This is a genomic window from Xanthomonas sp. fls2-241-TYG-148, assembly GCF_030208815.1.
Taxonomy (GTDB): Bacteria; Pseudomonadota; Gammaproteobacteria; order Xanthomonadales; family Xanthomonadaceae; genus Xanthomonas; species Xanthomonas campestris.
This window is the reverse complement of the sequence record NZ_JARVTE010000008.1, coordinates 87,683-114,041: the sequence shown is the minus strand read 5'-3', so window position 1 is coordinate 114,041 and position 26,359 is coordinate 87,683. Positions and strand designations below refer to the sequence as shown.

The window sequence follows — 26,359 nt, the reverse complement described above, 5'->3', positions numbered from 1 at the left end:
CGGGAGAGGGGTTGGGGTGAGGGTACGGAGCGAAGCCCTCATGACGTTCCAACTGCACGAGGCTTTGCCCGTACCCTCATCCGCCCCTGCGGGGCACCTTCTCCCGAGGGGAGAAGGGACAGCATCCGCCGTTCCATAACCTGAATCTCACACCTGAGTGCGCACACTAGGCGCATGGCAGACGTGCATTCCCCCCTTCCGTCGCCGCCATTGCTGGACGATGCCTGCGCATTGTTCCTGGACGTGGACGGCACCCTGATCGACTTTGCGCACACCCCCGAAGCAGTGCAGCTGCTGCCGGAGGTACGCGACGCAATCGCGCGCCTCAGCGAGCGCCTCGGCGGCGCCGTCGCCCTGGTCAGCGGGCGGCCGCTGTGCCAGCTGGACGCCTTGTTCGCACCCTTGCTGCTGCCGGCCGCTGGCCTGCACGGGCACGAGTTGCGCAGCGACGCAGCCGCACGCGCGGCAATGCCGCAAGACACCTCCGAATGGCTGCATGGCCTGCATAAACGCGCCGCTGCACTCACGCATCAGCATCCTGGCGTGCTGGTCGAAGACAAAGGCGTCAGCGTCGCGCTGCATTGGCGCGCGCAACCACTTGCCGGCCCCGACGTACTCGCCTTCGCACAACAGGAAATCGCGCAACTTTCCGGTTACCGCCTGCAGCCGGGCGATCACGTCGTTGAATTTGTTCCCGAAGGCAGCAACAAGGGCCTGGCGGTCGAGCAGCTGATGCAGCAGCCGGCATTTGCGGGCCGCACGCCGGTGTTTGTCGGCGACGATCTCACCGACGAATTCGGTTTCCAGGCGGCCAATCGCCTCGGCGGCTGGAGCGTGCTGGTCGGCGACCGCGCCCAGACCGACGCACGCTTCCGCGTGTCGGGCACCGCCGCCGTGCATGCCTGGTTGCAGCGCAACGCGCACACTGCGTGAGCGCGTTACGCGCTCCCCATCGCTTTTCCCCCAGGACGTTACGCATTTCATGACCGAGTCTTCTCTGGATCTGGGCGTCATCGGCAATTGCAGTTTTGGTGCACTGGTGGACCGCCAGGCACGCGTGGTGTGGAGCTGCCTGCCGGCGTTCGACGGTGACCCTGCGTTTTGCTCGCTGCTCTCGCCCAAGGGCGAAGGTGGCGACTTCGCGGTGGAGCTCGAGGATTTCGAGAGCAGCGAACAACACTATCTACCCAATACCGCGGTCCTGCGCACGGTGCTGCGCGACAGCAAGGGCGGCGAAGTCGAAGTGATCGACTTCGCGCCGCGCTGGCGCAACAACGGCCGCTTCTATCGGCCGGTGAGCATCATCCGGCAGATCCGCCCGCTGGCCGGCAACCCGCGCATCGTGGTGCGCGCACGTCCGCTGGCCGATTGGGGCGGACGCACGCCGGATACCACCTGGGGCAGCAACCACATCCGCTGGGTGCTGCCGGATTTCACCCTGCGCCTGACCACCGATGTGCCGGTGCGCTTTGTCCGCGACGGCCTGCCGTTCGTGCTCAGCCATCCGGTCAGCCTGGTGCTGGGCGTGGACGAATCGCTCACCCGCTCGCTCACCGGCTATGTACAGGAAGCGCAGGAACGCACCGAAGAGTACTGGCGCGAATGGGTGCGCTATCTGTCGATTCCGCTGGACTGGCAGGAAGCGGTGATCCGCAGTGCGATCACGCTCAAGCTCTGCCAGTACGAAGACAGCGGCGCAATCATTGCGGCGATGACCACCTCCATCCCGGAAGCGCCCAACACACCGCGCAACTGGGACTACCGCTATTGCTGGCTGCGCGATGCCGCCTTCGTGGTGCGGGCACTCAATCGCCTGGGCGCCACGCGCACGATGGAGCAGTTCATCGGCTACATCTTCAACATTGCTACCACCGACGGCACCATGCAGCCGCTGTACGGCATCGGCTTCGAATCGCAGCTGGAAGAGCACGAAGTCGACACCATGGACGGCTACCGCGGCATGGGCCCGGTGCGTCGTGGCAACCTGGCCTGGATCCAGCAGCAGCACGATGTCTACGGCAGCGTGGTGCTGGCCTCCACACAGTTGTTCTTCGACCTGCGCCTGAAAGATCAAGGCGACGCGTCCACGTTCCGCAAGCTCGAACCCTTGGGCGAGCGTGCCTTCGCCCTGCACAACGTTCCCGATGCGGGCCTGTGGGAATTCCGCGGCCGCGCCGAGGTGCATACCTATACCGCGGCGATGTGCTGGGCGGCCTGCGACCGGTTGTCGAAGATCGCCGAACGGCTCGCGCTGGACGATCGCAGCGTGTACTGGCGCGAGCGCGCCGACACCATCCGCGAACGCGTGCTGGCCGAGGCGTGGAGCGACGAGCACGGCCATTTCACCGACACCCTGGGTGGCCATCGCCTGGACGCCTCACTATTGCTGCTGGCCGACATCGGCATCGTGGCCAACGACGATCCGCGCTTCGTGCACACGGTCGAGGCAGTCGGCCGCGTGCTTAAGCATGGCGACGCGCTCTACCGCTACATCGCACCGGATGACTTCGGTGAGCCGGAAACCAGCTTCACCATCTGCACGTTCTGGTACATCGACGCGCTGGCCGCGATCGGGCGCAAGGACGAGGCACGTGAATTGTTCGAGCGCATCCTTTCGCGCCGTAATCACCTCGGCTTGCTCTCTGAAGACCTATCGTTTGAAAACGGCGAAGCCTGGGGCAATTTCCCCCAGACCTATTCGCATGTGGGCTTGATCATTGCAGCAATGCGCTTGTCGCGGAGTTGGCAGGAGGCGTCATGAGTCGTCTGGTGGTGGTATCCAATCGTGTGGCCGTGCCCGGCGAAAGCCGGGCCGGTGGCCTGGCAGTGGGCTTGTTGGCGGCGCTGAAGGAGCGCGGCGGGGTGTGGTTCGGCTGGAGCGGCAAGACCGTGCGCGGCGACAGTGGCGGCATGCACGAGCAGACCGACGGTGACATCAAGTTCGTCACCATGGACCTCAACAAGCGCGACATCGATTCCTACTACAACGGCTTCGCCAACCGCACGCTGTGGCCGCTGCTGCACTTCCGCCTGGACCTGGTCGATTACGACCGCGCCACCCGCGAGGGCTACATGCGCGTCAATCGACTGTTCGCCGAGAAGCTGGCGCCCTTGCTCAAGGACAGCGACACGCTGTGGATCCACGATTACCACATGATTCCGCTCGGCGCGATGCTGCGCGAGCTCGGTGTGGGCTGCAAGATGGGCTTCTTCCTGCATGTGCCGATGCCGTCGGCCGACTTGATGCAGGCAATGCCGGATCACGCGCGCTTGTTCAGCACGTTCTACGCGTACGACCTGGTCGGCTTCCAGACCCAGCGCGATGCCGAGCGCTTCAAGGCGTATGTGCGCCTGTTCGGTGGTGGGCGCGTGCTGGAGGGCGATCTGGTGGAAGGTCCGGGTGGGCGCCGCTTCAGTGCCGCGGCGTTCCCGATCGGCATCGATACCGACCTGATTGCCAATCAGGCCAAGGCATCGGTCTCCAAGCAGGCGGTGCGCGATCTGCGCGAAAGCCTGCGCGGGCGCCAGCTCGCCATCGGCGTGGATCGCCTGGATTATTCCAAAGGTCTGCCCGAGCGCTTCCAGGGCTTTGAGCGTTATCTGGAGCGCTATCCGGATCAATCCGGCAGCCTCACCTATCTGCAGATTGCACCGGTCTCGCGCGGCGACGTCAACGAATATCGCCAGCTGCGCGGGCAGCTTGAGCAGATCGCCGGACATATCAACGGTGGTCATGCGGAGCCGGACTGGACGCCGCTGCGTTACGTCAACCAGAACTTCAGCCACGCCACATTGACCGGGTTTTATCGCGCTGCGGCCGTGGGCCTGGTAACGCCGTTGCGCGATGGCATGAATCTGGTCGCCAAGGAATTTGTGGCAGCGCAGGATCCGGAGAATCCGGGTGTGCTGGTGTTGTCGCTGCTGGCCGGTGCGGCCGATGAGATGAAAGAGGCGCTGTTGGTCAATCCGCATGATCTGGATGGTGTGGCCGATGCGATTGCGACGGCGGCGAGCATGCCGTTGGCAACGCGGGTGGAGCGTTGGCACGCGATGATGGATCACTTGCGCAAGAACAACATCAATCATTGGCGGCAGCGGTATTTGCAGGCGTTGGCCGATATCTGAGTCTGGCTGTGCCATGCGCGGTGTCGCGTTTCGCGTCACTGCGTTGATGCAATTTTCTCGCCGTCAGCGTGAGAAAGCGTTGCCTAGATGACTGCGCGCAGGGGTTCAGCTGCTGAGTTGTTGATAGCGTCTTTCGATGCAAGGCACTTCACGGCAAAACAATGCAAGTGCAGAGCTTTCGCGCCTGCGGCGCGAGTTCCTTTTGTCTTGGCAAAAGGAACCAAAACCGCGGTCGCCGACGCAATCCGGTGCGGTGAAGCCGCACCGGTGCCCTGCGCTCCTCGCCACGCGTGGCACGGCGCCCAAACTCGCTACGCTCAAACAAGGGCGCCTCTTCGGCCACGCGTGACTGCGGTGCTCGGCTTGCTTTAAGGCGACTGGGTGGAGCGGGAGCAAGAGCGGAACGGCGGTGCTGCGGCAGGGTCTCAGGCTCGGCAGGCGGGGGGCGACGTGTCGAGCGCACACAGAGAACTACAGCGACAGCGACAGCGACAGCGACAGCGACAGCGACAGCGACAGCGACAGCGAGGCTGACGGATATCAGGTACGTGTGCGTCACCGAAGCTGATTAGAGAAATTCAAGAATCGGCACCGTCACTAGCATCGGCAATCAACACAGGCGACCGGTAACTAACGACTAGCAGTCAACGAATCAGCAATTGCGTTTAGTTTTTGCCTATTTCGTGTACTTCAGGTGTGCAGGTTGGAACGATGGTTCCTATTCCGTCACGGACACGGGATAAGGATGGGTCTAAAATATTCACATGATTAGCGCCGAGGACCCTGGGAGGGGCGGCGCGTTCATATCCAGGTGCGGCCGCTTTCGCCAGTCCGCTGCCTCTCTCCCTCCACGACCTGCAACGTTTGTTTGGTGCCCGGGTCCTTCCTGATAACTCAAAATGACTGATCAATCCTCTAAACGCGGGCTCGGCACTTGGCTGTTGGTGGCCTATGCCGTGGTGCTCGCCGTGCTTGGTGCGGCGCTCGCCTATGAAGGCGGGCGCCTGGTGGCCGTTGGCGGCTCCTGGTATTACGTGCTGGCCGGTATCGCCGTGCTAGTGGCCGGTGTGCTGCTGGCACTGGGCAAACGCGCTGGCCTTTGGCTGTTTGGCGCTACGTTGGCGGCCACCATCGTGTGGGCGCTGTGGGAAGTGGGCCTGGATGGCTGGGGCCTGATCCCGCGTCTGGCCTGGATCTCGGTGCTCGGCCTGGTGTTGTTGCCGTTCTGGGGCGTGGCGCGGCGGCGCATGCAGCCGTTGTCCGGGCTCGGCCATGTCGTGGTCACCGGCGTGCTGCCGGTGCTGGGCGCAGCGCTGATCCTGTGGCCGCTGCTGGTGCCGCGCAATGTGGAACTGGCCGATGCATCCAAGCAGCCGGCCGATGCGGCAACGCCGTTCAGCCGTGGCAGCGTGCCCAGCCCGGACGGGAACGTGGCGGCCAACCACGATGCCAGTAACTGGACCGCCTACGCCGGTTCCAACCTGTCCAACCATTACACCCCCGGCGCGCAGATCACGCCGGAGAACGTCAAGGGCCTCAAGGTGGCCTGGGAATTCCATACCGGCGATCTCAAGCCGAAGGATTCCAAGCTGGGCTATGCGTTCCAGAACACCCCGCTCAAGGTCGGCGACCTGCTCTACATCTGCACCCCGACCCAGAAGGTGATCGCGGTGGAGGCGGCCAACGGCAAGGAGCGCTGGCGCTTCGACCCGCAGACCAATCCGAAGGCGATGGCCGGCGTGGCCGCCACCACCTGCCGTGGTGTGTCGTACTACCAGGCGCCGGAAGGCACTGCCGAGTGCCCGACGCGGATCTTCTGGCCGATGGTCGATGGCCGCCTGGGTGCGCTGGATGCGCAGACCGGCAAGCTCTGCGCCAGCTTCGGTAACAACGGCTATGTGGACCTCAATGCCGGCACCGGCAACACCAAGCCGGGCTTCGTCGGCCCGACCTCGCCGCCGGTGGTCATGCGCGGTGTGGTGATCCAGCCCACCGGGCAGGTGCGCGATGGTCAGGAACGCGATGCGCCGTCCGGCGTGGTGCGTGGCTTCGACGCGCTCACCGGCCAGCTGCGCTGGGCCTGGGATCTGGGCAATCCGGCCATCACCGCCGAACCGCCGGCTGGCCAGACCTATACCCGCTCCACCCCGAACGTGTGGTCGCTGATGGCCGCCGATGACGAGCTGGGGCTGGTGTACCTGCCCACCGGCAACGCCGCCGGCGACTTCTTCGGCAAGGGCCGTACCCCGCAGGAAGAGGAATACACCGCCTCGCTGGTGGCCGTGGATGCGGCAACCGGCAAGGAGCGCTGGCACTTCCGTACCGTCAACCACGACCTGTGGGACTACGACATCGGTCCGCAGCCGAACCTGGTTGATTGGCCGGTTGCCGGCGGTGGCACCCGCCCCGCCGTGATCCAGGCCACCAAGTCCGGCCAGGTGTTCGTGCTCGACCGCGCCACCGGCCAGCCGATCATGCCGGTCAAGCAGATCGCCGTGCCGCAGGGCACCGACCATGGCGACTGGACCGCGTCCACCCAGCCGGTGTCGCCGGGCATGCCCAACACCGTGGGTGCGCCCAGCCGTGACTACGAGACCATCGTTGAATCCGATGCCTGGGGCATGACCCCGTTCGACCAGCTCGCCTGCCGCATCGAGTTCAAGAAGCTGCGGTACGAAGGCATGTTCACCCCGCCAAGCCTGCAGGGCTCGCTGTCGTTCACCGGCAACCATGGCGGCATCAACTGGGGCGGCGTGTCGGTCGACCTGCAGCGCGGCATCATGGTGATGAACAGCAATCGCCTGCCCTACACCGAGCACGTCTACCCGCGCACGGTGATGAACGAGCTGGGCGTGGTGTCGGTGTTCAACGGCAGCAGCAAGACCAAGGGCTACATGGCGCAGGAAGGCCTGGCCTATGGCGCGCGCAAGGAGCCGTGGATGTCGCCGCTCAACACGCCGTGCGTGGCACCGCCGTGGGGCTATATCTCCGGCGTTGACCTGCGCACGCAGCAGGTGATCTGGCGCCGTCCGCTGGGCACCGGTTACGACCAGGGCCCGATGGGCATCCCGTCCAAGACCAAGTTCGAGATCGGCACGCCGAACAACAGCGGCTCGCTGGCCACTGCCGGCGGCGTCACCTTCATCGGTGCCAGCCTGGACAACTTCATCCGCGGCTTTGACACCCGCACCGGCAAGCAAGTCTGGGAGACCCGCGTGCCGGCCGGCCCGCAGGCCGCGCCGCTGAGCTACACCATCGATGGCAAGCAGTACATCGTTGCCGCGGTGGGTGGCCATGACCGCATGGAAACCAAGTCCGGCGACAGCGTGATTGCCTGGGCACTGCCCGACGACGCGGCCGCCAGCGCCAAATAACGTCTGAGGTTGTGCAGTGACGTTGAACCGGCCGTCGCGAGACGGCCGGTTTTTTTATGCGTGCCTGAAGAGCGCCGCGCTCCGAGCGACACTTCCCGTCGAGTCGCGTGATGTTGCAAGCGAATCACAGCGCGTTAGCGCGATCGCAGTACGCCATTGCCCGCGAGGCGACCTGCGATGCAGCGGCGGCGATCGGCCCAGCCTCGCCATCGCGGGGGTTCCTGCCTGGGGTACGGAGCGCAGGCTGCACCCTTCGTCTTGAACCCCATGCACTGTCGGGCAGGCCGAAATTTCACATTTCAATAACAAATAAATGTGCGCTTAGTCGGGAAATCGCCAGGAGCGCCCAACCCTGCCTCAGGACTGAAACCGCTTCCAAATCAAGTACATCGGCATCTTCGTGGTACCGACGTGCTGATTCCGACGAACGGCACCTTCACACCGTCATGATCCGGGCCCGGCCGCCGATACCCCATTGCAGCCACACACTGCCGGACACGCTCCCCACCCAGAACACCAGTCGGACACCAGCCTATGTTGCCTACCCTCGATGCCGCACCCGCCTCTCCTCCGCCCACCGGCCGGAACGTTGCGCGTGCCACCTGGACAGCCTGGTTGCCGGCCGCCGCGCAGGCCGCGTTGCTGATCCTGCTTGCCGTCTACGCCGCCACGGCCATGCCCGGTGGCTTCTGGCATAGCCTGGGCGCGCTGCTACCGGCATTGCTGGTGCTCGGCGCCGCCAGTGCTGGGCTGTGGTGGTGGTCGCGCCGGCGCACTGCCGCCCAGCTCGACCAGGCAGTCACCGCCATCGCCGCCATCGGCGAAGGCCGCTTCCAGCGCCTGGACGCGCGCAGCGCCAGCGGCGAACTCGCGCCGTTGCTGCGCACCCTGCAAGCCACTCAGGACAAGCTCGCCATCCGCCTCGACGTGATGGAGCAAGGCCTGCGCCACGGCCAGTTCGTGATCAAGGCGCTGGACGATCTGGACACCATGATCCGCATCGCCGATGACGACGGCCAGGTGCTGTTCGCCAACCGCAAACTGCTCAAGATGCTCAAGCTGATCGAGCCGGACGTGCAGAGCTTCCGCCCCAGCTTCCATGCCGAAGGCTTCGTCGGCGGCAGCATCGGCGACATCTATCCGGACAGCCAGGCCGCCATCGACCGCATGCGTGCGCTCACCGCCTCCAAGGCCGTGCGTGCGCCGTTCTTCGGCCGCCAGATCGACTTCGTCTACAGCCCGATCATTGCCGCCGACGGCACCAAGCTCGGCACCATCGCGCAGTGGATGGATGTCACCGCGCAGGTCAACGCCGAGCAGGCGCTGATCGAGATCATCGATGCCGCGGCCGCTGGCGATTTCAGCCGCCGCATGCAGATGGACGGCATGGACGGCGTGCTGCTGTCGCTGGCGCAAGGCATCAACCGCATTTACGACTCGGTGGAAACGCATCTGGCCGCATTGGCGCGCGTGATCAGCGCGCTGGCCGAGGGCGACCTCACCCAGCGCGTGGATGGCGATGCGCATGGCATCTTCGCGCGTCTGCGTGACGACACCAACCAGACCGTGATCCGCCTGACCGAAATCATTGGCGGCATCCAGACTGCGTCGGACACCATTCGCCGCGCCGCGGTGGAAATCGCCGCCGGCAACACCGATCTGTCCGAACGCACCGAGCAACAGGCCGCGAGCCTGGAAGAAACCGCAAGCTCCATGGAAGAGCTCACCTCCACCGTGAAGCAGAACGCCGACAGCGCGCAGCAGGCCAACAAGCTGGTGCTGGGCACCGGCGAAGTGGCGCAGAACGGCGGCCAGGTGATGGACGATGTGGTGTCCACCATGAGCCAGATCAGCACTGCCTCGCGCAAGATCGGCGAGATCATCGGCGTCATCGACGGCATCGCGTTCCAGACCAACATCCTGGCACTCAACGCCGCGGTGGAAGCGGCACGCGCCGGCGAACAGGGCCGCGGCTTCGCGGTGGTGGCCTCGGAAGTGCGCGCCCTGGCGCGACGTTCAGCCGATGCGGCCAAGGAGATCAAATCGTTGATCGCCGACTCCACCGACAAGGTGGAACTGGGCTCGGGTCTGGTGCACCGCGCCGGCGCGACCATGCGCGAGATCGTCGGCTCGGTGAAGCACGTCACCGACATCATGAGCGAGATCACCTCGGCCAGCGCCGAACAGTCCAGCGGCATCGAGCAGGTCAACCGCACTGTGGCGCAGCTGGACGAAGTGACTCAGCGCAACGCCGCACTGGTGGAAGAAGCCACCGCCGCCGCACGCAGCCTGGAAGAACAGGCCGTGGAACTGGCCGATGCGGTGTCCATCTTCCGCCTGCAATCGGACACCCGCGGTAGCTCGAACGTGGTGCGCGGCAGCTTTGGAAGTGCGGCGGCGTAACCCCGCACACCACCCGCATTCGTAGGAGCGCGCTTGCGCGCGATGGGGCCTCGCCGGTAACGCCCCATCGCGCGCAAGCGCGCTCCTACGTCATGTGTGTCGTTAAAAACGGCGGCGCGAATCCCCATCTGTGCACTGCATCGAAAGCAGCTACTGCGTGACCAGCTGCGGTGCGTGCACGCGTGTTCCAGCCGATATCGGCAGACATTGCGGACTAGGTTTTACGCACGTATCGGCAACGCGGCGGCATCACCAAAGCGCTAGAAATCGCAACCCGCGTAGGAGCGCGCTTGCGCGCGATGGGGCCTCACCGTAACGCCTCATCGCGCGCAAGCGCGCTCCTACGTCATGTGTGTCGTTCGAAAACAACGCCCCAAACCCTTCTGTGCACTGCAATCGAAAGCAGCCTCTGCGTGACCGGCCGCGGTACGTGCGCGCGTGTTCCATCCAATAACTGCAGACATTGCGAAACAGGTTTGCACACGTATCAACGACGCGACCGCATCCCAAACTGCGCAAGAAACCAAGCCTGCGTAGGAGCGCGCTTGCGCGCGGCGTGGCCTCACCGGTAACGCCCCATCGCGCGCAAGCGCGCTCCTACCCAGCACCCCATCCCACATGCGGCGGCATCAATCCAGAAACAGCGCGCGTTGCTCAGGCGTGGGCAACATGCAGTGCGTGCTGCGGCCAAACCAGCGGTAGCGATTGCGCGCCACCACGCGATAGCCGATGTCACGCAACGAATGCGGCACCAGCCGCAGCACTGCCGCCACGCGCCACGGGCCACCAAGCCCGCTCAGTACCCGCACGATTGCATCGGTATCGGTCCAGGCGCCTGCCGCGTCCACCAGCAGGAACGACAGCGGGTCGTCCTGGTCCAGCACGTGCTGGACCAGCAATGCGCGCCCGGCCGTGCCCTGCATGGCGGCATAGCGATAGCGCCTGCGGTGGTCGTGGCGCAATAGGAACCTGACCCAGCCATTGCACAGCAGGCACACGCCATCGAACACGATGGTGGCAGGCGGTGCGGCGTGCTTAGTGCGGTTCAAGCCAACCCTCGTAGCGAATGAATGGTCCCACCCACGGTAGATGCACGTCGACCAGGAAGCCATAGCGGCCGTCGTCGGCATGCTCACGGCAACGCACCTGCTCGAACCAGCGCGCCGGCAAGGGCAGCCAGCCGAATGCCCACACCCGCCGCGCCTGCCAGTACAGCGCGGTGGCATCGGCGCGCAGTGCGAACTCGAAACGCACTGCGCCCAGGTGTTCGCGCAACCATGCGCCGTGACGCCACATGCGTGAGTGCATGGGCAGGCCAGCAAAGCGCCGATGCCAGCGCTCGCCGTTTGCATCGACCAGGAATTCCACCTCCACCGCCACCTGTCCGCTGTGCGGCAGGCGGCTCAGCCATGCCAGCAGCGGGACCAGCGGATGCGCGCCGCGGCGCACCAGCGCACGGCCAACGAAGCGCTGCCGTTGCTGCACCGCGTGCAGCGCGCGCACCGGCGCCGGCAATTGGGCGAAGGCTGCCGCGCCCAGCACCTGCGCAAACAGCGGCGGGCTCAGGGCGCGATCCAGGCCAGCGTGGCCATGCGCCCACTGCGACGATCACGCCGGTGCGAGAAAAACCGCGTCGGGTCGGAAATGGTACACAGCTCGCCGCCATGGATAGCTTGGGCCGGCACGCCCGCACTGCACAAGCGCAGCCGCGCTAACGCGTACAGATCCATTCGCCAGTGACCCGGGCGCGTGGCGACGAACGCACTGGCGGCCTGCGGATCACGCGTCACAAACGCCTCGAAGACGTCCGCGCCAATCTCGTATGCCTGCGGCCCTGCGGCGGGTCCCAGCCAGGCGACCAGCTGCGGCGGCGGGGTCCGCATTGCGGCCACGCTGCGCTCCAGCATGCCGTCGGCCAGCCCGCGCCAGCCTGCATGCGCGGCCGCCACTTCACTGCCATCGGCGGCGGCGAGCACCACCGGCAGGCAGTCGGCGGTGAGGATGGCCAGCACCACGCCGGGCACGCTGGTGACGGCGGCATCGGCCACCGGCTCGTCCAGCTCCCGCGGCTGCGTGTGCACCGCATCCGCAGAACGCGGCGCGTCCACACGCACCACCTCCACCCCGTGCACCTGCCGCAGCCAATGCGGCGCGCCTGGCAAGCCCAGCGCCTGTGTCAGCAGCGCCCGGTTACGTTCCACATTCGCTGGCAGGTCCCCTTGCGGGCTGCTGCGGTTGCCGAGATTCAGGCTGTGGAACGGTGCCGGCGACACGCCCAGGCCGTGCCGCAGCGTGGTCAACGCGTGGATACGCGGCGGCGCCGGCCACTGCGCCGGCAACACAAACGACGGCACGGCGCTCACCTCAGCGCCGCGCCAACTCGGCGGCGCGAGCGCTGTCTTCGCGCAGGGCGTTCATCAGCCGCTGCAGATCTTCCGGCACCGGCGCGCTGGCGCGGACCGGCTCGCCACTGACCGGGTGCAGGAATTCCAGCGTTTCGGCATGCAGGGCCTGGCGCTTGAAGCCGCGCAGCTCGGCCACCAGTGTGTCGGTGGCGCCCTTGGGTAGCTTGAGCGCGCCGCCGTACAGCGGGTCGCCGACGATCGGCGATTTCAGATGCGCCATGTGCACGCGGATCTGATGGGTACGCCCGGTTTCCAGGCGGCATTCCAGCGCGGTGTGCGCGCGGAAGCGCTCGCGCAGACGGTAATGAGTGACGGCGTCGCGGCCGTCGTCGCGCACCGCCATCTTGAGCCGGTCACGCGGGTGGCGGTCGATCGGCGCATCGGCGGTGCCGCCGGAGACCAGCGCACCCACGACCACCGCCAAGTACTGGCGATGCACATCGCGCGCGGAGAGCTGCTCCACCAGCGCGGTCTGCGCCTGCAGCGTGCGCGCCACCACCATCACGCCGCTGGTGTCCTTGTCCAGGCGATGCACCACCCCGGCACGCGGCACCGCAGCCAGGTTCGGGTCGCGGAACAGCAGCGCATTGACCAGGGTGCCGTCCGGGTTACCGGCGCCCGGATGCACCACCAGGCCCGCCGGCTTGTCGATGACCAGCACCTGGTCGTCTTCGTACAACACGTTCAGCGGGATGTCCTGCGGCGCGGCGTGGGTCTGGGTTTCAAGCACCACCTGCACCTGGACGGTTTCACCGCCGCGCAAGGTGTCGCGCGGGCGGGCGGTCTCGCCGTCCAGCAGCGCGTCGCCGGACTTGATCCACTCCGACAGCCGCGAGCGCGAGAATTCGGGAAACAGCTCGGCCAGCACCGCATCGAAGCGACGCCCGGCGGCGCTGTCCGGCACGACAGCCTGGCGCAGGGAGGAATCGAGGGGTTCGGAGGATTGGTCGGACATGGACGCGGGTACTCAGGCAAAAACCAAGGAATTTGGGGTCCGGGCGGCGGGAGTCAGTCGCCGGACAGGCCACTAGGCTATCATCGCCCTTTCGTTTTCCTGACGCGTCCTGCCCAGACCCCATGATCCGACGGTCCACGTTTTCCGCGCCTGCGCGCCTGATTGCCCTCATGCTGGTCATGGCGTTTGTCGTCACCGGCTGCCACCGCGGCGCCAAGGACAAGAATCCCGACGAGGGCATGCCGGTCGAGCAGCTCTACGGCAAGGGCCACGGCCTGATGGAGAAAGGCAACTGGGCCGGCGCCGAAGCCAGCTACAAGCGCCTGATCGCCCAGTACCCGTATGGCCCGTACACCGAGCAGGCGATGATCGAAACCGCCTACGCCCAGTACAAGGCCGGCAAGCACGACGACACGGTGTCCAGCGTCGACCGCTTCATCCGCACCTATCCGACGCACCGCAACATCTCGTATCTGTATTACCTGCGCGGGCTGGCCAACAGCAACCGCGACACGGTGTTCCTGCGCCGCGTGTGGTCGCTGGACCCGAGCCGCCGCGACCTGTCCTCGCCGCAGCAGGCCTACAACGACTTCAACACCGTCACCGACCGTTATCCCAACAGCCGCTACGCGCCGGACGCGCGCAAGCGGATGATCGAGCTGCGCGACATCTTCGCCCAGCACGAATTGGACAACGCGCTGTATTACCTGCGCCGCGATGCCTGGGTGTCGGCTGCCGGGCGTGCCAACTACCTGCTGGAAACCTACCCGCAGAGCGCGTTCCAGTACGACGCAGTCGCCGTGCTGGCCGAGGCCTACACCCACCTGGGTAACAAGACCCTGGCCGCCGACGCGCGCCGCGTGCTGGAGCTCAACAGCCCGCAGCACCCGTGGCTGACCGGCGACTGGCCGAAGTATCCGTGGGCCGTGCGCAAGCTCAATCCGTTCGCCGGCGAGAAGTCCGCCGCCACCGGCCAGCGCAATGCACAGATGAGTCGCGATTGAGAGATCGATCGGCGATGAGATGAAAGGGGCCGCAAGGCCCCTTTATTTTTGCCACAACGCTTTATTGCCGCAGCGCCAACTGGCAGCGCGACAAGGCGCTCACTTGGCAGGACGTGCTCGCGAGGCGACACGTTGGTACGGGCCAGCTCCAGCTGCAGTCCGTGGCGTGGTCTTCCTGAGTGTTACGCGAGGCAGATATCGCCATCGACTTCGCTGCCGTGCTCACCCTGGGCCACTGTGTGTCCGTGTGCGGCAGTTGCATGCGCACGAGGCCTGGGCAGCAACGCGCTCTGCCGGGGCGAGCTCATGCATCCCGAACAGATCCGGGTCACATCGCCAGCGCGAGCGCCCGAGACCCGGCACCAGGTCACCGAATGACCTGGCGAGGCTTCCTATACTCCAGGCATAAGGCAGGTACGACATCCTGCCGGCGCATGCCAAGGAGGCTGTATGTCGATGTCCGGTCAACGGATCCTGTTCGCGCTCGGGCTGCTACTGCTCGCGGCCACCGCCCACGCCGCCCCCATCGTCTACGGCGTCAACGCCCACGACAACCGCCCCGCTTACGCCATGACGCAGGCCGAGGCCCGCTTCAAACTCTTGGCTGCGCGCAACCTGCGCAGCTATCGCTTCGACGTGGACCCGCGCGATTACGCCACGCTCGACACGCTGGTTCCGCTCGCGCGCAAATACGGCATCACCTTGCGCCCGATGGTCTACCCGATGACCCGCGAGATCGGCTACCAGCTGGCGCGCCGTTATGCCGCCGACATCAAGGTGTGGGAGATCGGTAACGAGCAGGATCTGGTGCGTGCCGAAGCCGACGCGAGGATCGCGGCGATGACCACGATGTACCAGGGCATGCGGCAGGCGTCCAACGAGCTGGGCGCAGGGCTGCGCTTCACCATCAACATCACCGCCTGCAATAGCGACGACCACAGTGCCACCGCGCGCTGCCCCGGCGATCGCAATGGCTCGCTCTGGTTTCTGGCCAAGGCCAGGGCGGCCGGCTTTGCGTTCGACCACATCAGCTTCCACTACTACGCGTTTCACCACGATGCCGGCTATTGGACCGACCTGTATCTGGGGCAGTTGCGCACCGCCGCGCAGACCTACAACACGCCGGTGTTCTTCAACGAACTCAACTGCGCCGAGGTGTATACCGGCAATGTCAACGGCGGCGCCCAGGGCGATGGCGGCTGTTACGACAGCCTGGCCCAGCTGTTACGCACCGTGCGCGACCACTATGCCGACGTGGTGGCCGAGGTGAACGTCTACGAGCTGCTGGACCAGACCACCATCCCGGGCGTCGAAGGCCATTTCGGCCTGATGTACGACCTGATGCGCCCCAAGCCGACACTGGAGCTGCTCACCGGTTTCGCACAGCCTCCAGCGTCGGCGCCAGCGCGCGCGACGCCCAGTGCTCCCGGTTACTGACCCGAATAGCCATTGGTGATCGGGTAACGCCGCTCGCGCCCGAACGCGCGCCGCGACACCTTCGGGCCGGGCGCTGCCTGATGGCGCTTCCACTCGTTCAGGCGCACCAGACGCAGCACATGCTCCACGGTGTCGGCCGCGTAGCCGGCCGCGACGATGTCATCGCGCGACTGCTCCTGGTCGACGTAGCGGTACAGGATGCCGTCGAGCACGTCGTAGGGCGGCAGCGAGTCCTGGTCGGTCTGGTTGTCGCGCAGTTCCGCCGAGGGCGGGCGCGAAATCACTGCCGGCGGAATCACCGGCGCGCCGCCCACGGTGTTGCGCCACTTGGCCAGGCCGAAGACCTCCGTCTTGTACAGGTCCTTGAGCGGTGCGTAGCCACCGCACATATCGCCGTAGATGGTGGCGTAGCCCACTGCGTATTCGCTCTTGTTGCCGGTGGTGAGCACAAGCCCGCCGAACTTGTTGGACAACGCCATCAGGATCACGCCGCGGCTGCGCGACTGCAGGTTTTCTTCGGTGATGTCGGGCTGGGTGTCTGCGAACAGCGGCCCCAGTGCCGCGAGCAGGCCTTCGAACGCCGGCTCGATCGCGATCGTTTCCAGTTTCACGCCCAGCGCGCGGCACTGTTCTTCGGCCAGATCGTTCGACAGCCCAGCGGTGTAGCGCGACGGCAGGCGCACTGCGGTGACGTTCTCGCCCCCCAGCGCATCCACCGCCATCGCCAGCACCAACGCCGAGTCGATGCCGCCGGACAGCCCCAGCCACACCTTGCGAAAACCATTCTTGCCGCAGTAATCCTTGAGCCCGCGCACCACCGCGCGCCAGGCCAGCGCGTCCATGCTTTCGTCGCCATCGTCCACCCACACCACCGGGGTAAAGCTGCGCTCGCCGGCGGCATAGTCAACCACCAGCCACTGGTCCACGAACGCTGCTGCGGCCGGATGCACGGTGCCATCACCGTCGGCCACGACCGAGGCGCCGTCGAACACCAGCGCATCCTGGCCACCGACCACATTGAGATAGGCAATTGCCGCCCCGCTCTCGCGGGTGCGCTCGGCCAGCAAGGCATCGCGCTGCGCATGCTTGCCGCGCTCGTATGGCGATGCGTTGGGCACCAGCACCAGTTCGGCGCCGGCCTGCACGGTCTTGGCCAGCGGCTCGGCAAACCACAGGTCTTCGCAGATCACCACGCCCACCTGCACGCCCTTGACGGTCACCACGCAGTTGTCGCCGTCCGGGTCCACGTCGAAGTAGCGGCGCTCATCGAACACCGCGTAATTGGGCAATTCGCGCTTGCGGTAGGTCGCTTCGATGCGCCCCTCGCGCAAGACGCTGGCGGCGTTGTAGACCACGCTGCCGGCGCTCTGCGGCCAGCCGACCACCGCGACGATGCCACGCGTGGCTGCGGCAATCCGCGCCAGCGCCTGCTCGCAGTGGGCGAGAAACCCGGGGCGCAACAGCAGATCTTCCGGCGGATAGCCGCTGATCGCCAATTCCGGAAACAGCACGATATCGGCTTCGAACTCGTCGCGTGCCGCAGCGATGAACTCGATGATCCGATCGGTGTTCTGTGCCACCGCGCCGACCGGGAAGTCGAACTGGGCCATGGCGATGCGAAGGGTCTGGGACATGTGGGGGCCTATGCAGATGCGACTGGAAAGCGCCACTGACCCGGTACCGCACAATCCGCGGCGCGAGCTGGCTGCCAGCGCCCATTATTCCAGAAGCACGACAGCCTGCAGGCATCTGCCTGCGCTGCGCGTGCGGTGCCTGCGATCGACCGGCGCACCGCCTTGCACTGTGCGCCGGTCGATCTGCCGCAGCCGCTGGCTCAGCCCGCCTGCACGGCCTGCTGCACGATCGCGCTGTCGACGACCTGCTGCATGCGCACGATCTTGCCGTCGACGAATGCATACAGATGCGCGAACGTCGCCTGCATGTGCTTGCCGGTGCCTTTGTAGCGGCCGGAATACACACCGAAGGCCGCCACGTGATCGCCATCGGCCAGATAGGTATGCACCTTGGCCTGGTAGCCCTCCCATTCGCTGGCCAGGCGCGCAAACACATTGGCGAAGATGGCATCGGCACCGACGTAGGTGCCGGCATACGGGAAGCCGGCCGCTTCGGTCCACTGCGCGTCGGGCGCCAAGGCGGCGCGCAAGTGCCGGGCGTTGTCGTCCGTGCTGCCTTCGTAGGTGGCGCGAATGATGTCGAGGCGTGTGGTCATCGCATCAACCCCACGGCATCTCGCCGGTGGCGACCTTCGCGCCAATCTGCAAAGCCACGTCCATGCCCGCGGTGGGGTAGCGCTTGGTCATCGCGTCGATCAACGCGGCGCTGGTGGTGTGTTTGGCAAGCTCGTCCTCGAATGCCAGCAGGTAATCGCGCGTGTAGGCAATGGCCGTGGCATCGGTGGGAGCACCCACGGTCATGTGGCCCGGTACGACCACCGCCGGCGTGCGCGCCGCCATCGCCTCCAACGTCTTGCGCCACGCCGCGCGGCCGTCCGCGCCCTTGGTATCGGCGGTCCACACATGCGTGCCGGAGAACACCAGCACGCCGCCGAAGATCGCCTTGAGTGACGGCACCCACACGTAGCGGCGATTGGCCAGGCCAGCGGCGTCGACGATTTCCAGCGCATGCCCTTCCAACGTCAGCGCGGCGCCGTCGAAGGCCTGCGGCATCACGATGTCGGCCAGTGACTGCGGGCCGTTGTCCTTGAGCTGCGGACCCCAGGTCGCCAGTTTCTTCTCCACGTTGCCCTTGATCGCGGCAATCGTGGCCGACGCCGCCAGCACCTTGGCATTCGGGAATGCCGCGGCGATGGGCGCCAGGCTGAAGTAATAATCCGGGTCGCTCTGGCTGATGTAGATGGTGGTCAGGGTCTTGCCACTGGCGCGGATCGCCGCGGCCAGCGCCTTGCCGTCCGGCAAGGTGAAGCCGCCATCGATCAACACCGCCTCGCGGGCGCCGGAGATCAACACCGGCGCGCGGAAGAAGCCGTGCTCGCCGGCCGGGAAGTGCTGGTAGCTCAGTGTGCTGGTTGCAGCCATGGCGCTGGTTCCTTTGAGAAAGGCCGTCGCGGCAGTCGCGGCGGCCAGGGTTTTGATGACATCGCGTCGGGTTGCCATTGCGCAGTCCTTTGGGTGAGAGAGTGGAACGGGTACCGCGTGCGTGTGGCCTCAGGCAGCGCGCAGCTGACCGAGCAATGCCTGCGGGTTGCCGTACGCCTCGCGGGTATCGAACAACCAGCGCGTGTCTGCCCGCTGTGCGATCAATGTCGGCACACCGCGCGCATTGAACGCCTGCAGCAACGACTGCGCAGTGGCGATGCGCGCCTGGGCGGCAGCGATCAGTGCCGCATCGGGCTGGGCGATCTGCGCGGCGGCGCGCTGCAGGCCCAGTGCCTGCAGAATGCCGGCCAGCGTCGACATTGCGGTGACGTCCTTACCATCGACATAGCGCGCTTGCTGGATGGCATCCAGCACCTCCAATTCGCGCGCAGGCTCGGTCTGCGCCACGGCGGTGAGCGCGAGCGTTGCCAGGCCGCTGTCGAAGCGCTGCTGGCGATCGGCGAGCACGTGCTGCCGATACTGCTCGGTGAAGCGTTGCCCGGTAAGCTGCGCGATGCGCTGGTCGTTGGTCCACGCATAGGCGGCAAAGGTGTCGTCCATGGCACGCGCTCCGTTGCCCAGGAACAGTCCAGATGGCAGCAATTCCAGGCTCACGCCGGCAGCCCGCAGCGCGGCCAGTGCCGGCATGGCGCCGTAGCACCAGCCGCACAACGGATCGTAGAGGGAATAGACGGTGGTGGTCATGTGCGCGCCCCGGAGGAGAGAACGCCATGCTAGAGGCCGGCGGTTGACTCTTGAATCCATCCGTCCTACACAGACTGTATGTCAGGCACACACAATCATGTCGAGGTCGGCCCCGGTGGCCTGGGCAACCTGCGCCGCCTCGCCTACTTCGTGGCGGTGGTGGAAACCGGCTCATTCACCGCTGCGGCCGAGCGGCTGGGCATCACCAAGGCCGTGGTCAGCCAGCAGGTGGCGCGGCTGGAGCGCGAATGTCATACCTCGCTGCTGCTGCGTACCACGCGCAAGGTCCGCACCACTGAACTGGGCCAGGCGTTCTACCTGCGGTGCGCGGCGATCCTGCGTGCCACGGACGCTGCCTTCGACAGCCTCACCGATACCGCAACCGAGCTGTCTGGCGTGCTGCGCCTCACCGCGCCGCTGGATTACGGCGTGCGCGTCGTGGTGCCGGCAATCGCCGAATTCACCCGGCGCCATCCCGCCTGCAAGGTGGACGCGGTCCTGAGCGACCAGACCCTGGATCTGATGAGTTCCCACATCGAACTGGCGATCCGGGTTGGATGGCTGGCGGAGAGCGGGCTGCAGGCCCGCAAGATCGGCGCGTTTCGGCAACTGCTGGTGGCCCCGGCCGCCATGGCGCGGCAGCTATCGGTGATTGCCTCGCCACAAGAGATTGGCCAGCTGCCCTTCGTCGCCAACACCGCTTTGCGCACGTATCAGCAGTGGCACTTCACCCATGCCGACGGCGAACACCAGATGGTGGACCTGCACGCGAGCGTCTTGCTCGATGCCACGCTCGCGGTGCGCGAAGCGGTCTGCCATGGCGTCGGGCTGTCGGTGCTGCCCGAGTATGTGGTGGCCGACGACCTGGCGGCCGGTCGCCTGCTGCACGTGCTGCCGCAGTGGCAGCTGCCCTCCGGCGGCATCCACGCCGTGTTTCCGGCAGCACGCTTTCGGCCGGCGAAGGTGCGCGCTTTCGTCGAGCTGTTGCTGGAGCAGAACACCTTGCAGCAACAGTGAATCACGCGCAGCAGCGCGCTTGGTCGATCGCAGTGTGCCTCGCCATCACGTTGCGTAGTTGCGCTAACCAAGCCACAGTCCGCGTCACATCAACGCTGCATCCGCGCATAAAAAAGGCCGCCCGAAGGCGGCCTCTTAGTCACACGCTTGCGCGCGCGAGGTGGTGCTTACTTCACCAGCGCGGCAATGGCCGCGCCCAGATCGCCCGGCGAACGGACGGTCTTGACGCCGGCCGCTTCCATCGCCGCGAACTTGCCTTCGGCCGTGCCCTTGCCGCCCGATGCGATCGCACCGGCGTGGCCCATGCGCTTGCCGGCCGGCGCCGAGGCACCGGCGATGAAGCCGACGACCGGCTTCTTCACGAACTGCTTGATGTACTCGGCACCGGCTTCCTCGGCGTCGCCGCCGATCTCGCCAACCATGATGATGCCTTCGGTCTGCGGGTCTTCGTTGAACAGCTTGAGGCAGTCGACGAAGTTCAGGCCGTTGATCGGGTCGCCACCGATCCCGATGCAGGTGCTCTGGCCCAGGCCCACTTCGGTGGTCTGCTTGACCGCTTCATAGGTCAGGGTGCCCGAACGCGACACGATGCCGATCTTGCCCGGCTTGTGGATGTGGCCCGGCATGATGCCGATCTTGCACTCGCCCGGGGTGATCACGCCGGGGCAGTTCGGCCCGATCAGCACGGTGTCCGGATGCGAACGGGTCAGCACGTTCTTGACACGCAGCATGTCCAGCACCGGGATGCCTTCGGTGATGCACACGATGACCTTGATGCCGGCCGCAGCCGCTTCCAGGATCGCATCGGCCGCATACGGCGGCGGCACGTAGATGACCGACGCGTCGGCGCCGGTGCTCTGCACGGCGTCGGCCACGGTGTTGAACACCGGCAGATCGATGTGCGTGGTGCCGCCCTTGCCCGGCGTCACGCCGCCAACGACCTGGGTGCCGTACTCGATCATCTGAGTGGCGTGGAAGGTGCCCTGCTGGCCGGTGAAGCCCTGCACGATCACCTTGGTGTTCTTGTTAATCAAAACGGACATGGATAGTTCCTTCGGTGTCGTGGATCAGGCAGCGTTCTTGACAGCTTCAACGACCTTCTTGGCGCCGTCGTTGATGTTGTCGGCCGGGATGATGGCCATGCCGCTGTCACGCAGCAGCTGCTTGCCTTCTTCCACGTTGGTGCCTTCCAGGCGCACCACGACCGGCACCTTGACGCCCACTTCCTTGACCGCGGCAATGATGCCTTCGGCGATCATGTCGCAGCGGACGATGCCGCCGAAGATGTTGACAAAGATGCCTTCGACCTTGTCCGAGGACAGGATCAGCTTGAACGCTTCGATGACGCGCTGCTTGTTGGCACCGCCGCCCACGTCTAGGAAGTTCGCCGGCTCGCCGCCGTTGAGCTTGATGACGTCCATGGTGGCCATGGCCAAGCCGGCGCCGTTGACCATGCAACCGATGTTGCCGTCCATGGTGACGTAGTTGATGTCCAGCTCCGAAGCAGTCACTTCGGTCTCGTCTTCCTGGGTCTTGTCGCGCATGGCGACCAGCGCCTTCTGACGGAATGCGGCGTTGTCGTCGCTGTCGAACTTGCCGTCCAGCGCGTACAGGTTGCCGTCGTCCAGGATCGCCAGCGGGTTGATTTCAACCAGCGCCAGGTCCTTGTCGTTGAACAGGCGATACAGGTTCACCATGATGCTGGCGAACTGGCCGGCCTGCTTGGCGTTGAGGCCGAGCTTGAAGCCGAAATCGCGGCCGTGGTAGCCCTGCACGCCTTCGACGAAATCAACGTTGAGCGAGTGGATCAGCTCCGGCGTCTCGGCGGCGACCTGTTCGATCTCCACGCCGCCTTCGGACGAGGCGATATAGGTGATGGTCTTGGTGCCGCGGTCGACCAGGATCGACAGGTACAGCTCCTTGACGATCTCGCCGGCGGTGGTCACCAGCACCAGGTTGACCGGCAGCTCGACGCCTGCGGTCTGGTAGGTGGACATCTTGGTGCCGAGCATCTTGTCTGCTGCGGCCTTCACGTCGTCGGTGGTCTTGCAGAACTTGACGCCGCCAGCCTTGCCGCGGCCGCCCGCGTGGATCTGCGCCTTGACCATCCAGGGGCCCTTGCCCAAGGAATTGGCGACTTCAACCGCTTCGTCCGGCGTGGACGCGACCTTACCGGCCGGGACGGGGATGCCGTACTCGGCAAGCAGCTGTTTTGACTGGTATTCGTGGAAATTCATGCGTCACCGTGGGAAAAGGAAACGACCGCTGCGCGCAACGCAGACCGACGGGGCGGTCACGTCGGGAGACGCGAGCGGGCCGCCTATTGTGGCCGACCACGCCCTGCGGCGCAAAATTCGCCGGCATTGGCAGCCAGATCTGTGCGCTTGCGCAATGCGTGAATGCATGCGCAAGCGGCCGTGGGCGGCGCAGCTGCCTATACTCGCGGCTCGTTTCAGCAGGGGGTTCAGGCGTGGCATCCAGCGTATCGCTCATCGACCGGATCCAGTCGGCACCGCAGCGCGAGCTGTATTTCTTCTCGCTGTACCGCGTGCTGGTGGCCGGCCTGATCGCCGCGCTGGTGTTCAGCCCGTTGTCCGACGCCATCCCCGAGCCGCGCTACCCACGCCTGGCCGCCGGCGTGGCGATCGGCTATCTGTCGATGGCCATCCCGCTGCTGTTCTGGGGCCGCAGTGAGCGCCGCCTCACCGCCACCGTGCTGTGCGCGGTGCTGGCCGACATCCTGGCCGCGACCCTGGCCACGCACGCCCTGCCCGGCGCCAGCGCCGGCATCGCGATGATGCTGCTGTTCAACGTCGCGGCCGGCTCGATCCTGCTGCGGCTGCGCTACGGCATGAGTGTCGCGGTGGTCGCCAGCATCGCGATCGTGCTGGAGTACCTGTGGACGCTGCTGGAAGGCGGCACCACCCGCCCGGTGGCCGAGCTGGCCATGTTCGCCACCAGCTACGTGGCGGTGGCCTACATCTGCCAGCAGATCGCCTCACGCGCGCGCAGCAACCAGGCGCTGGCCGAACAGCGCGGCGCGCAGGTCGCCAACCTTTACGAAATCAACGAGTTGATCATCCGCCGCATGCGCACCGGCGTGCTGGTGGTCGATACCCACAACCGCATCACCCTGGCTAACGAAGCCGCGCTGGCGCTGCTCGGCGATGGCGACCAGCGCAACGCCCCGGCCGACCTGGCATTGGCCGCGCTCACCCCGGAACTGGCGCGCCGGCTGCAGCGCTGGCGCAGCGGCTGGCGCCAGGAAGAATCCCCGCTGCAGCTGGGCGCGGACCGCCCCGAAGTGCAGCCGCGCTTCGTGCGCCTGCTCGCCGACAGCGACCTGGTGCTGATCTTCCTGGACGATGCCAGCGTGGTCTCGCGGCGCGCCGAATCGCTGACCCTCTCGGCCATGGGCCGGTTCTCGGCCAGCCTGGCCCACGAGATCCGCAACCCGCTGGCGGCCATCAACTACGCCTCGCAGCTGCTGGAGGAATCGCCGGACATCGGCGATGCCGACCGCCGCCTGCTGCAGATCATCCACCAGCAATGCCAGCGCACCAACGGCATCGTCGAAAGCGTGCTCGGCCTGGCCCGGCGCGAGCGCGCCAACCCGGAAAACCTGGACCTGGCCGCGTTCGTGCGCCGATTCGTCGTGGAATACCGGCAGACCTTGTCGATGGAGACCGACATCCTGGAAGCCAGCATCGAGGGCGCCTCGGTGCATGCCTTGATCGACCCCAAGCACCTGCATCAGGTCCTGACCGCGCTGGTGCACAACGCACTCAAGTACGGCCGCGTCCTGGACGAGCCGGCACGGGTGAAGCTGCGGGTGGAGCGGCGCGAGCGCATGGTAGCCATCGACGTCATCGACCGTGGCCCCGGCATTCCTGAAACCGTGGCAGCGCAGCTGTTCCGGCCGTTCTACACCACCTCCGAACACGGCACCGGGCTCGGCCTGTACATCGCCCAGGAGCTGTGCCGCGCCAACCAGGCGCAACTGGATTACGTCTCCGTCCCCGGCGGCGGCGCGTGTTTCCGCATCCTGCTACAGGGCCCGAATGGGCTATTCGGCAAGTAGGCGAACGGAGCGACTCTCCGCGGTCCGACTGTCCTGCCCGGGCAGCAACCGGCTTGTAATCAGCATCGATCTCCGCGCGCGCGAGGCCTTGTGGTGCCGAACGTGGGACGAACATCGATGGCGGCCTTGCACGCGCAACACGTGACGCTTCAGGTCCAACAGCGCCGGTAATTGTCGACTGTCATCACGCTGGGCTATCGTGCGCAACATGAACGAAACGAAAAGTGCCCTGGTCGTCGATGACGAGCGTGACATCCGCGAATTGCTTGTTCTCACCCTGGGCCGCATGGGGCTGCGCATCAGCACCGCCGCCAACCTGGCCGAAGCACGCGAATTGCTGGCCAGCAACCCGTACGACCTGTGCCTGACCGACATGCGGTTGCCCGACGGCAACGGCATCGAGCTGGTGACCGAGATCGCGCGCCAATACCCGCAGACGCCGGTGGCCATGATCACCGCGTTCGGCAGCATGGACCTGGCGGTGGAAGCGCTGAAAGCCGGCGCGTTCGACTTCGTCAGCAAGCCGGTGGACATCAGCGTGCTGCGCGGCCTGGTCAAGCACGCACTGGAATTGAACAACCGCGACCGGCCGGCGCCGCCACCGCCTCCGCCGGAACAGGCCAGCCGCCTGCTCGGCGATTCGACCGCCATGGAGAGCCTGCGCTCCACCATCGGCAAGGTCGCGCGCAGCCAGGCGCCGGTCTACATCGTCGGCGAATCCGGCGTGGGCAAGGAACTGGTGGCCCGCACCATCCACGAGCAAGGCGCACGCGCGGCCGGGCCGTTCATTCCGGTCAACTGCGGCGCGATCCCGGCCGAGCTGATGGAGAGCGAGTTCTTCGGCCATAAGAAGGGCAGCTTTACCGGCGCGCATGCCGACAAGCCGGGCCTGTTCCAGGCCGCGCACGGCGGCACGCTGTTTCTGGACGAAGTGGCCGAGCTGCCGCTGCAGATGCAGGTCAAGCTGCTGCGCGCGATCCAGGAAAAATCGGTGCGCCCGGTCGGCGCCTCGGGCGAGACGCTGGTGGACGTGCGCATTCTGTCGGCCACGCACAAGGACCTGGGCGACCTGGTCTCCGACGGCCGCTTTCGTCACGACCTGTATTACCGCATCAACGTGATCGAGCTGCGTGTGCCACCACTGCGCGAGCGCAGTGGCGACCTGCCGCAACTGGCCGCCGCGATCATTGCGCGCCTGGCCCGCAGCCATGGCCGTCCGATTCCCTTGCTCACCCAGTCCGCGCTCGATGCCCTGAACCAATACGGATTCCCGGGCAACGTGCGCGAGCTGGAAAACATCCTCGAACGTGCGCTTGCCCTGGCCGAAGACGACCAGATCAGTGCCACCGACCTGCGCCTGCCCGCCCATGGCGGCCACCGCCTTGCCGCCAGCCCGGGCACCGCTGCGGTTGAACCGCGCGAAGCGGTCGTCGACATCGACCCTGCCTCCTCCGCCCTGCCCTCCTACATCGAACAACTGGAACGGGCCGCGATCCAGAAGGCGTTGGAAGAAAACCGCTGGAACAAGACCAAAACCGCCGCCCAGCTCGGCATCACGTTTCGTGCGTTGCGCTACAAACTGAAGAAGTTGGGGATGGAGTAGAGGGGCCGGGAATCGGGAATCGGGAATCGGGAATCGGGAATCGTAAAAGCGGGTTGGTTGGTTTCGCTTGTTTTGGCCCCGCCGTCCATCGCTACTGGATACGGCATCTTTTGCGCGCTGCTGTGCTCAACTCA

At 66.0% G+C, this 26,359-nt stretch carries 20 protein-coding genes; 10 read left to right on the top strand and 10 right to left on the bottom strand.

Annotation, left to right across the window (positions count from 1 at the left end; translation table 11 throughout):
• Positions 1–174: 174 nt before the first annotated feature.
• From otsB to QRM60_RS10770, 5 genes are all read left to right on the top strand, one after another.
• Positions 175–933: a trehalose-phosphatase gene (gene otsB / locus QRM60_RS10790; RefSeq protein WP_285446183.1), complete on the top strand. Its 759-nt coding sequence runs from the start codon at positions 175–177 to the stop codon at positions 931–933.
• A 49-nt stretch (positions 934–982) separates the two neighbouring features.
• On the top strand, positions 983–2,761 hold the full coding sequence (locus tag QRM60_RS10785; protein ID WP_011038196.1) for a glycoside hydrolase family 15 protein: 1,779 nt from the start codon (positions 983–985) through the stop codon (positions 2,759–2,761).
• Positions 2,758–4,125, top strand: a complete 1,368-nt coding sequence (gene otsA / locus QRM60_RS10780) for an alpha,alpha-trehalose-phosphate synthase (UDP-forming) (protein ID WP_014508687.1) — start codon at positions 2,758–2,760, stop codon at positions 4,123–4,125. The genes QRM60_RS10785 and otsA overlap by 4 nt, the downstream gene beginning before the upstream one ends.
• Positions 4,126–5,063: 938 nt before the next feature.
• Entirely contained in the window at positions 5,064–7,499 is a 2,436-nt protein-coding gene (locus QRM60_RS10775) for a glucose/quinate/shikimate family membrane-bound PQQ-dependent dehydrogenase (protein ID WP_285446186.1), read from the top strand.
• 534 nt (positions 7,500–8,033) lie between these two features.
• Entirely contained in the window at positions 8,034–9,902 is a 1,869-nt protein-coding gene (locus QRM60_RS10770) for a methyl-accepting chemotaxis protein (protein ID WP_285446182.1), read from the top strand.
• Positions 9,903–10,531: 629 nt separating this feature from the next.
• Here QRM60_RS10770 and QRM60_RS10765 read toward each other — a convergent pair.
• Genes QRM60_RS10765 through rluD form a run of 4 tightly spaced genes read right to left on the bottom strand, consistent with a single transcriptional unit; the run spans position 10,532 to position 13,262 of the window.
• Positions 10,532–10,951, bottom strand: coding sequence for a thiol-disulfide oxidoreductase DCC family protein (locus tag QRM60_RS10765; protein WP_285446181.1), 420 nt, complete (start codon positions 10,949–10,951; stop codon positions 10,532–10,534).
• The gene (locus QRM60_RS10760) at positions 10,938–11,444 is read right to left on the bottom strand and encodes a DUF4166 domain-containing protein (RefSeq protein WP_115579896.1); all 507 of its coding nucleotides are present in this window, start codon (positions 11,442–11,444) and stop codon (positions 10,938–10,940) included. Before QRM60_RS10760 ends, QRM60_RS10765 begins: the two co-directional genes overlap by 14 nt.
• 20 nt (positions 11,445–11,464) lie before the next feature.
• Positions 11,465–12,265 carry a peptidoglycan editing factor PgeF gene (gene pgeF / locus QRM60_RS10755; RefSeq protein WP_285446180.1) on the bottom strand — a complete coding sequence of 267 codons (801 nt, stop codon included), beginning with the start codon at positions 12,263–12,265 and terminating at the stop codon, positions 11,465–11,467.
• A gap of 1 nt (position 12,266) precedes the next feature.
• Entirely contained in the window at positions 12,267–13,262 is a 996-nt protein-coding gene (gene rluD / locus QRM60_RS10750; RefSeq protein ID WP_285446179.1) for a 23S rRNA pseudouridine(1911/1915/1917) synthase RluD, read from the bottom strand.
• A gap of 122 nt (positions 13,263–13,384) precedes the next feature.
• On the opposite strand from rluD, the gene QRM60_RS10745 reads away from it, so the two are divergent.
• Positions 13,385–14,266, top strand: coding sequence for an outer membrane protein assembly factor BamD (locus QRM60_RS10745; RefSeq protein ID WP_011038204.1), 882 nt, complete (start codon positions 13,385–13,387; stop codon positions 14,264–14,266).
• 450 nt (positions 14,267–14,716) lie between these two features.
• Positions 14,717–15,703 carry a hypothetical protein gene (locus QRM60_RS10740; protein ID WP_115556609.1) on the top strand — a complete coding sequence of 329 codons (987 nt, stop codon included), beginning with the start codon at positions 14,717–14,719 and terminating at the stop codon, positions 15,701–15,703.
• Here the strand turns inward: QRM60_RS10740 and QRM60_RS10735 are convergent.
• The 4 genes from QRM60_RS10735 to QRM60_RS10720 all read right to left on the bottom strand — a co-directional run bounded on the left by QRM60_RS10735 (position 15,697) and on the right by QRM60_RS10720 (position 19,524).
• Entirely contained in the window at positions 15,697–17,337 is a 1,641-nt protein-coding gene (locus QRM60_RS10735; protein ID WP_115540879.1) for an NAD+ synthase, read from the bottom strand. The two genes, QRM60_RS10740 and QRM60_RS10735, sit on opposite strands and share 7 nt — an antisense overlap.
• A gap of 200 nt (positions 17,338–17,537) precedes the next feature.
• Positions 17,538–17,933 (bottom strand): nuclear transport factor 2 family protein, encoded by a 396-nt coding sequence (locus QRM60_RS10730; protein ID WP_285446178.1) that lies wholly within the window; start codon positions 17,931–17,933, stop codon positions 17,538–17,540.
• Positions 17,934–17,937: 4 nt separating this feature from the next.
• Positions 17,938–18,759, bottom strand: a complete 822-nt coding sequence (locus QRM60_RS10725; protein ID WP_285446177.1) for an MBL fold metallo-hydrolase — start codon at positions 18,757–18,759, stop codon at positions 17,938–17,940.
• 129 nt (positions 18,760–18,888) lie between these two features.
• A complete protein-coding gene (locus QRM60_RS10720) occupies positions 18,889–19,524 on the bottom strand; it encodes a DsbA family protein (RefSeq protein WP_285446176.1) in 636 nt (211 codons plus the stop codon).
• Positions 19,525–19,602: 78 nt separating this feature from the next.
• Between QRM60_RS10720 and QRM60_RS10715 the strand changes: the two genes are divergently transcribed.
• The gene (locus QRM60_RS10715; RefSeq protein WP_274347444.1) at positions 19,603–20,541 is read left to right on the top strand and encodes a LysR family transcriptional regulator; all 939 of its coding nucleotides are present in this window, start codon (positions 19,603–19,605) and stop codon (positions 20,539–20,541) included.
• Between the two features lie 167 nt (positions 20,542–20,708).
• On the opposite strand, the gene sucD is transcribed toward QRM60_RS10715, so the two are convergent.
• Both sucD and sucC read right to left on the bottom strand, forming a co-directional pair.
• Positions 20,709–21,584 (bottom strand): succinate--CoA ligase subunit alpha, encoded by an 876-nt coding sequence (sucD, locus tag QRM60_RS10710; protein ID WP_011038208.1) that lies wholly within the window; start codon positions 21,582–21,584, stop codon positions 20,709–20,711.
• A 24-nt stretch (positions 21,585–21,608) separates the two neighbouring features.
• On the bottom strand, positions 21,609–22,778 hold the full coding sequence (sucC, locus tag QRM60_RS10705) for an ADP-forming succinate--CoA ligase subunit beta (protein WP_011038209.1): 1,170 nt from the start codon (positions 22,776–22,778) through the stop codon (positions 21,609–21,611).
• A 233-nt stretch (positions 22,779–23,011) separates the two neighbouring features.
• On the opposite strand from sucC, the gene QRM60_RS10700 reads away from it, so the two are divergent.
• Together QRM60_RS10700 and QRM60_RS10695 are read left to right on the top strand one after the other, a co-directional pair.
• Positions 23,012–24,622 carry a HAMP domain-containing sensor histidine kinase gene (locus tag QRM60_RS10700; protein WP_115006667.1) on the top strand — a complete coding sequence of 537 codons (1,611 nt, stop codon included), beginning with the start codon at positions 23,012–23,014 and terminating at the stop codon, positions 24,620–24,622.
• Positions 24,623–24,830: 208 nt separating this feature from the next.
• Positions 24,831–26,225, top strand: coding sequence for a sigma-54 dependent transcriptional regulator (locus QRM60_RS10695; RefSeq protein ID WP_042594919.1), 1,395 nt, complete (start codon positions 24,831–24,833; stop codon positions 26,223–26,225).
• Positions 26,226–26,359: the final 134 nt, after the last annotated feature.

Coding starts and splice junctions, on each gene's coding strand:
- otsB (WP_285446183.1), top strand. CDS start 175: ATGGCAGACGTGCATTCCCCCCTTCCGTCGCCGCCATTGCTGGACGAT.
- QRM60_RS10785 (WP_011038196.1), top strand. CDS start 983: ATGACCGAGTCTTCTCTGGATCTGGGCGTCATCGGCAATTGCAGTTTT.
- otsA (WP_014508687.1), top strand. CDS start 2,758: ATGAGTCGTCTGGTGGTGGTATCCAATCGTGTGGCCGTGCCCGGCGAA.
- QRM60_RS10770 (WP_285446182.1), top strand. CDS start 8,034: ATGTTGCCTACCCTCGATGCCGCACCCGCCTCTCCTCCGCCCACCGGC.
- rluD (WP_285446179.1), bottom strand. CDS start 13,262: ATGTCCGACCAATCCTCCGAACCCCTCGATTCCTCCCTGCGCCAGGCT.
- QRM60_RS10745 (WP_011038204.1), top strand. CDS start 13,385: ATGATCCGACGGTCCACGTTTTCCGCGCCTGCGCGCCTGATTGCCCTC.
- QRM60_RS10740 (WP_115556609.1), top strand. CDS start 14,717: ATGTCGATGTCCGGTCAACGGATCCTGTTCGCGCTCGGGCTGCTACTG.
- QRM60_RS10735 (WP_115540879.1), bottom strand. CDS start 17,337: ATGTCCCAGACCCTTCGCATCGCCATGGCCCAGTTCGACTTCCCGGTC.
- QRM60_RS10730 (WP_285446178.1), bottom strand. CDS start 17,933: ATGACCACACGCCTCGACATCATTCGCGCCACCTACGAAGGCAGCACG.
- QRM60_RS10725 (WP_285446177.1), bottom strand. CDS start 18,759: ATGGCTGCAACCAGCACACTGAGCTACCAGCACTTCCCGGCCGGCGAG.
- QRM60_RS10720 (WP_285446176.1), bottom strand. CDS start 19,524: ATGACCACCACCGTCTATTCCCTCTACGATCCGTTGTGCGGCTGGTGC.
- QRM60_RS10715 (WP_274347444.1), top strand. CDS start 19,603: ATGTCAGGCACACACAATCATGTCGAGGTCGGCCCCGGTGGCCTGGGC.
- sucD (WP_011038208.1), bottom strand. CDS start 21,584: ATGTCCGTTTTGATTAACAAGAACACCAAGGTGATCGTGCAGGGCTTC.
- sucC (WP_011038209.1), bottom strand. CDS start 22,778: ATGAATTTCCACGAATACCAGTCAAAACAGCTGCTTGCCGAGTACGGC.
- QRM60_RS10695 (WP_042594919.1), top strand. CDS start 24,831: ATGAACGAAACGAAAAGTGCCCTGGTCGTCGATGACGAGCGTGACATC.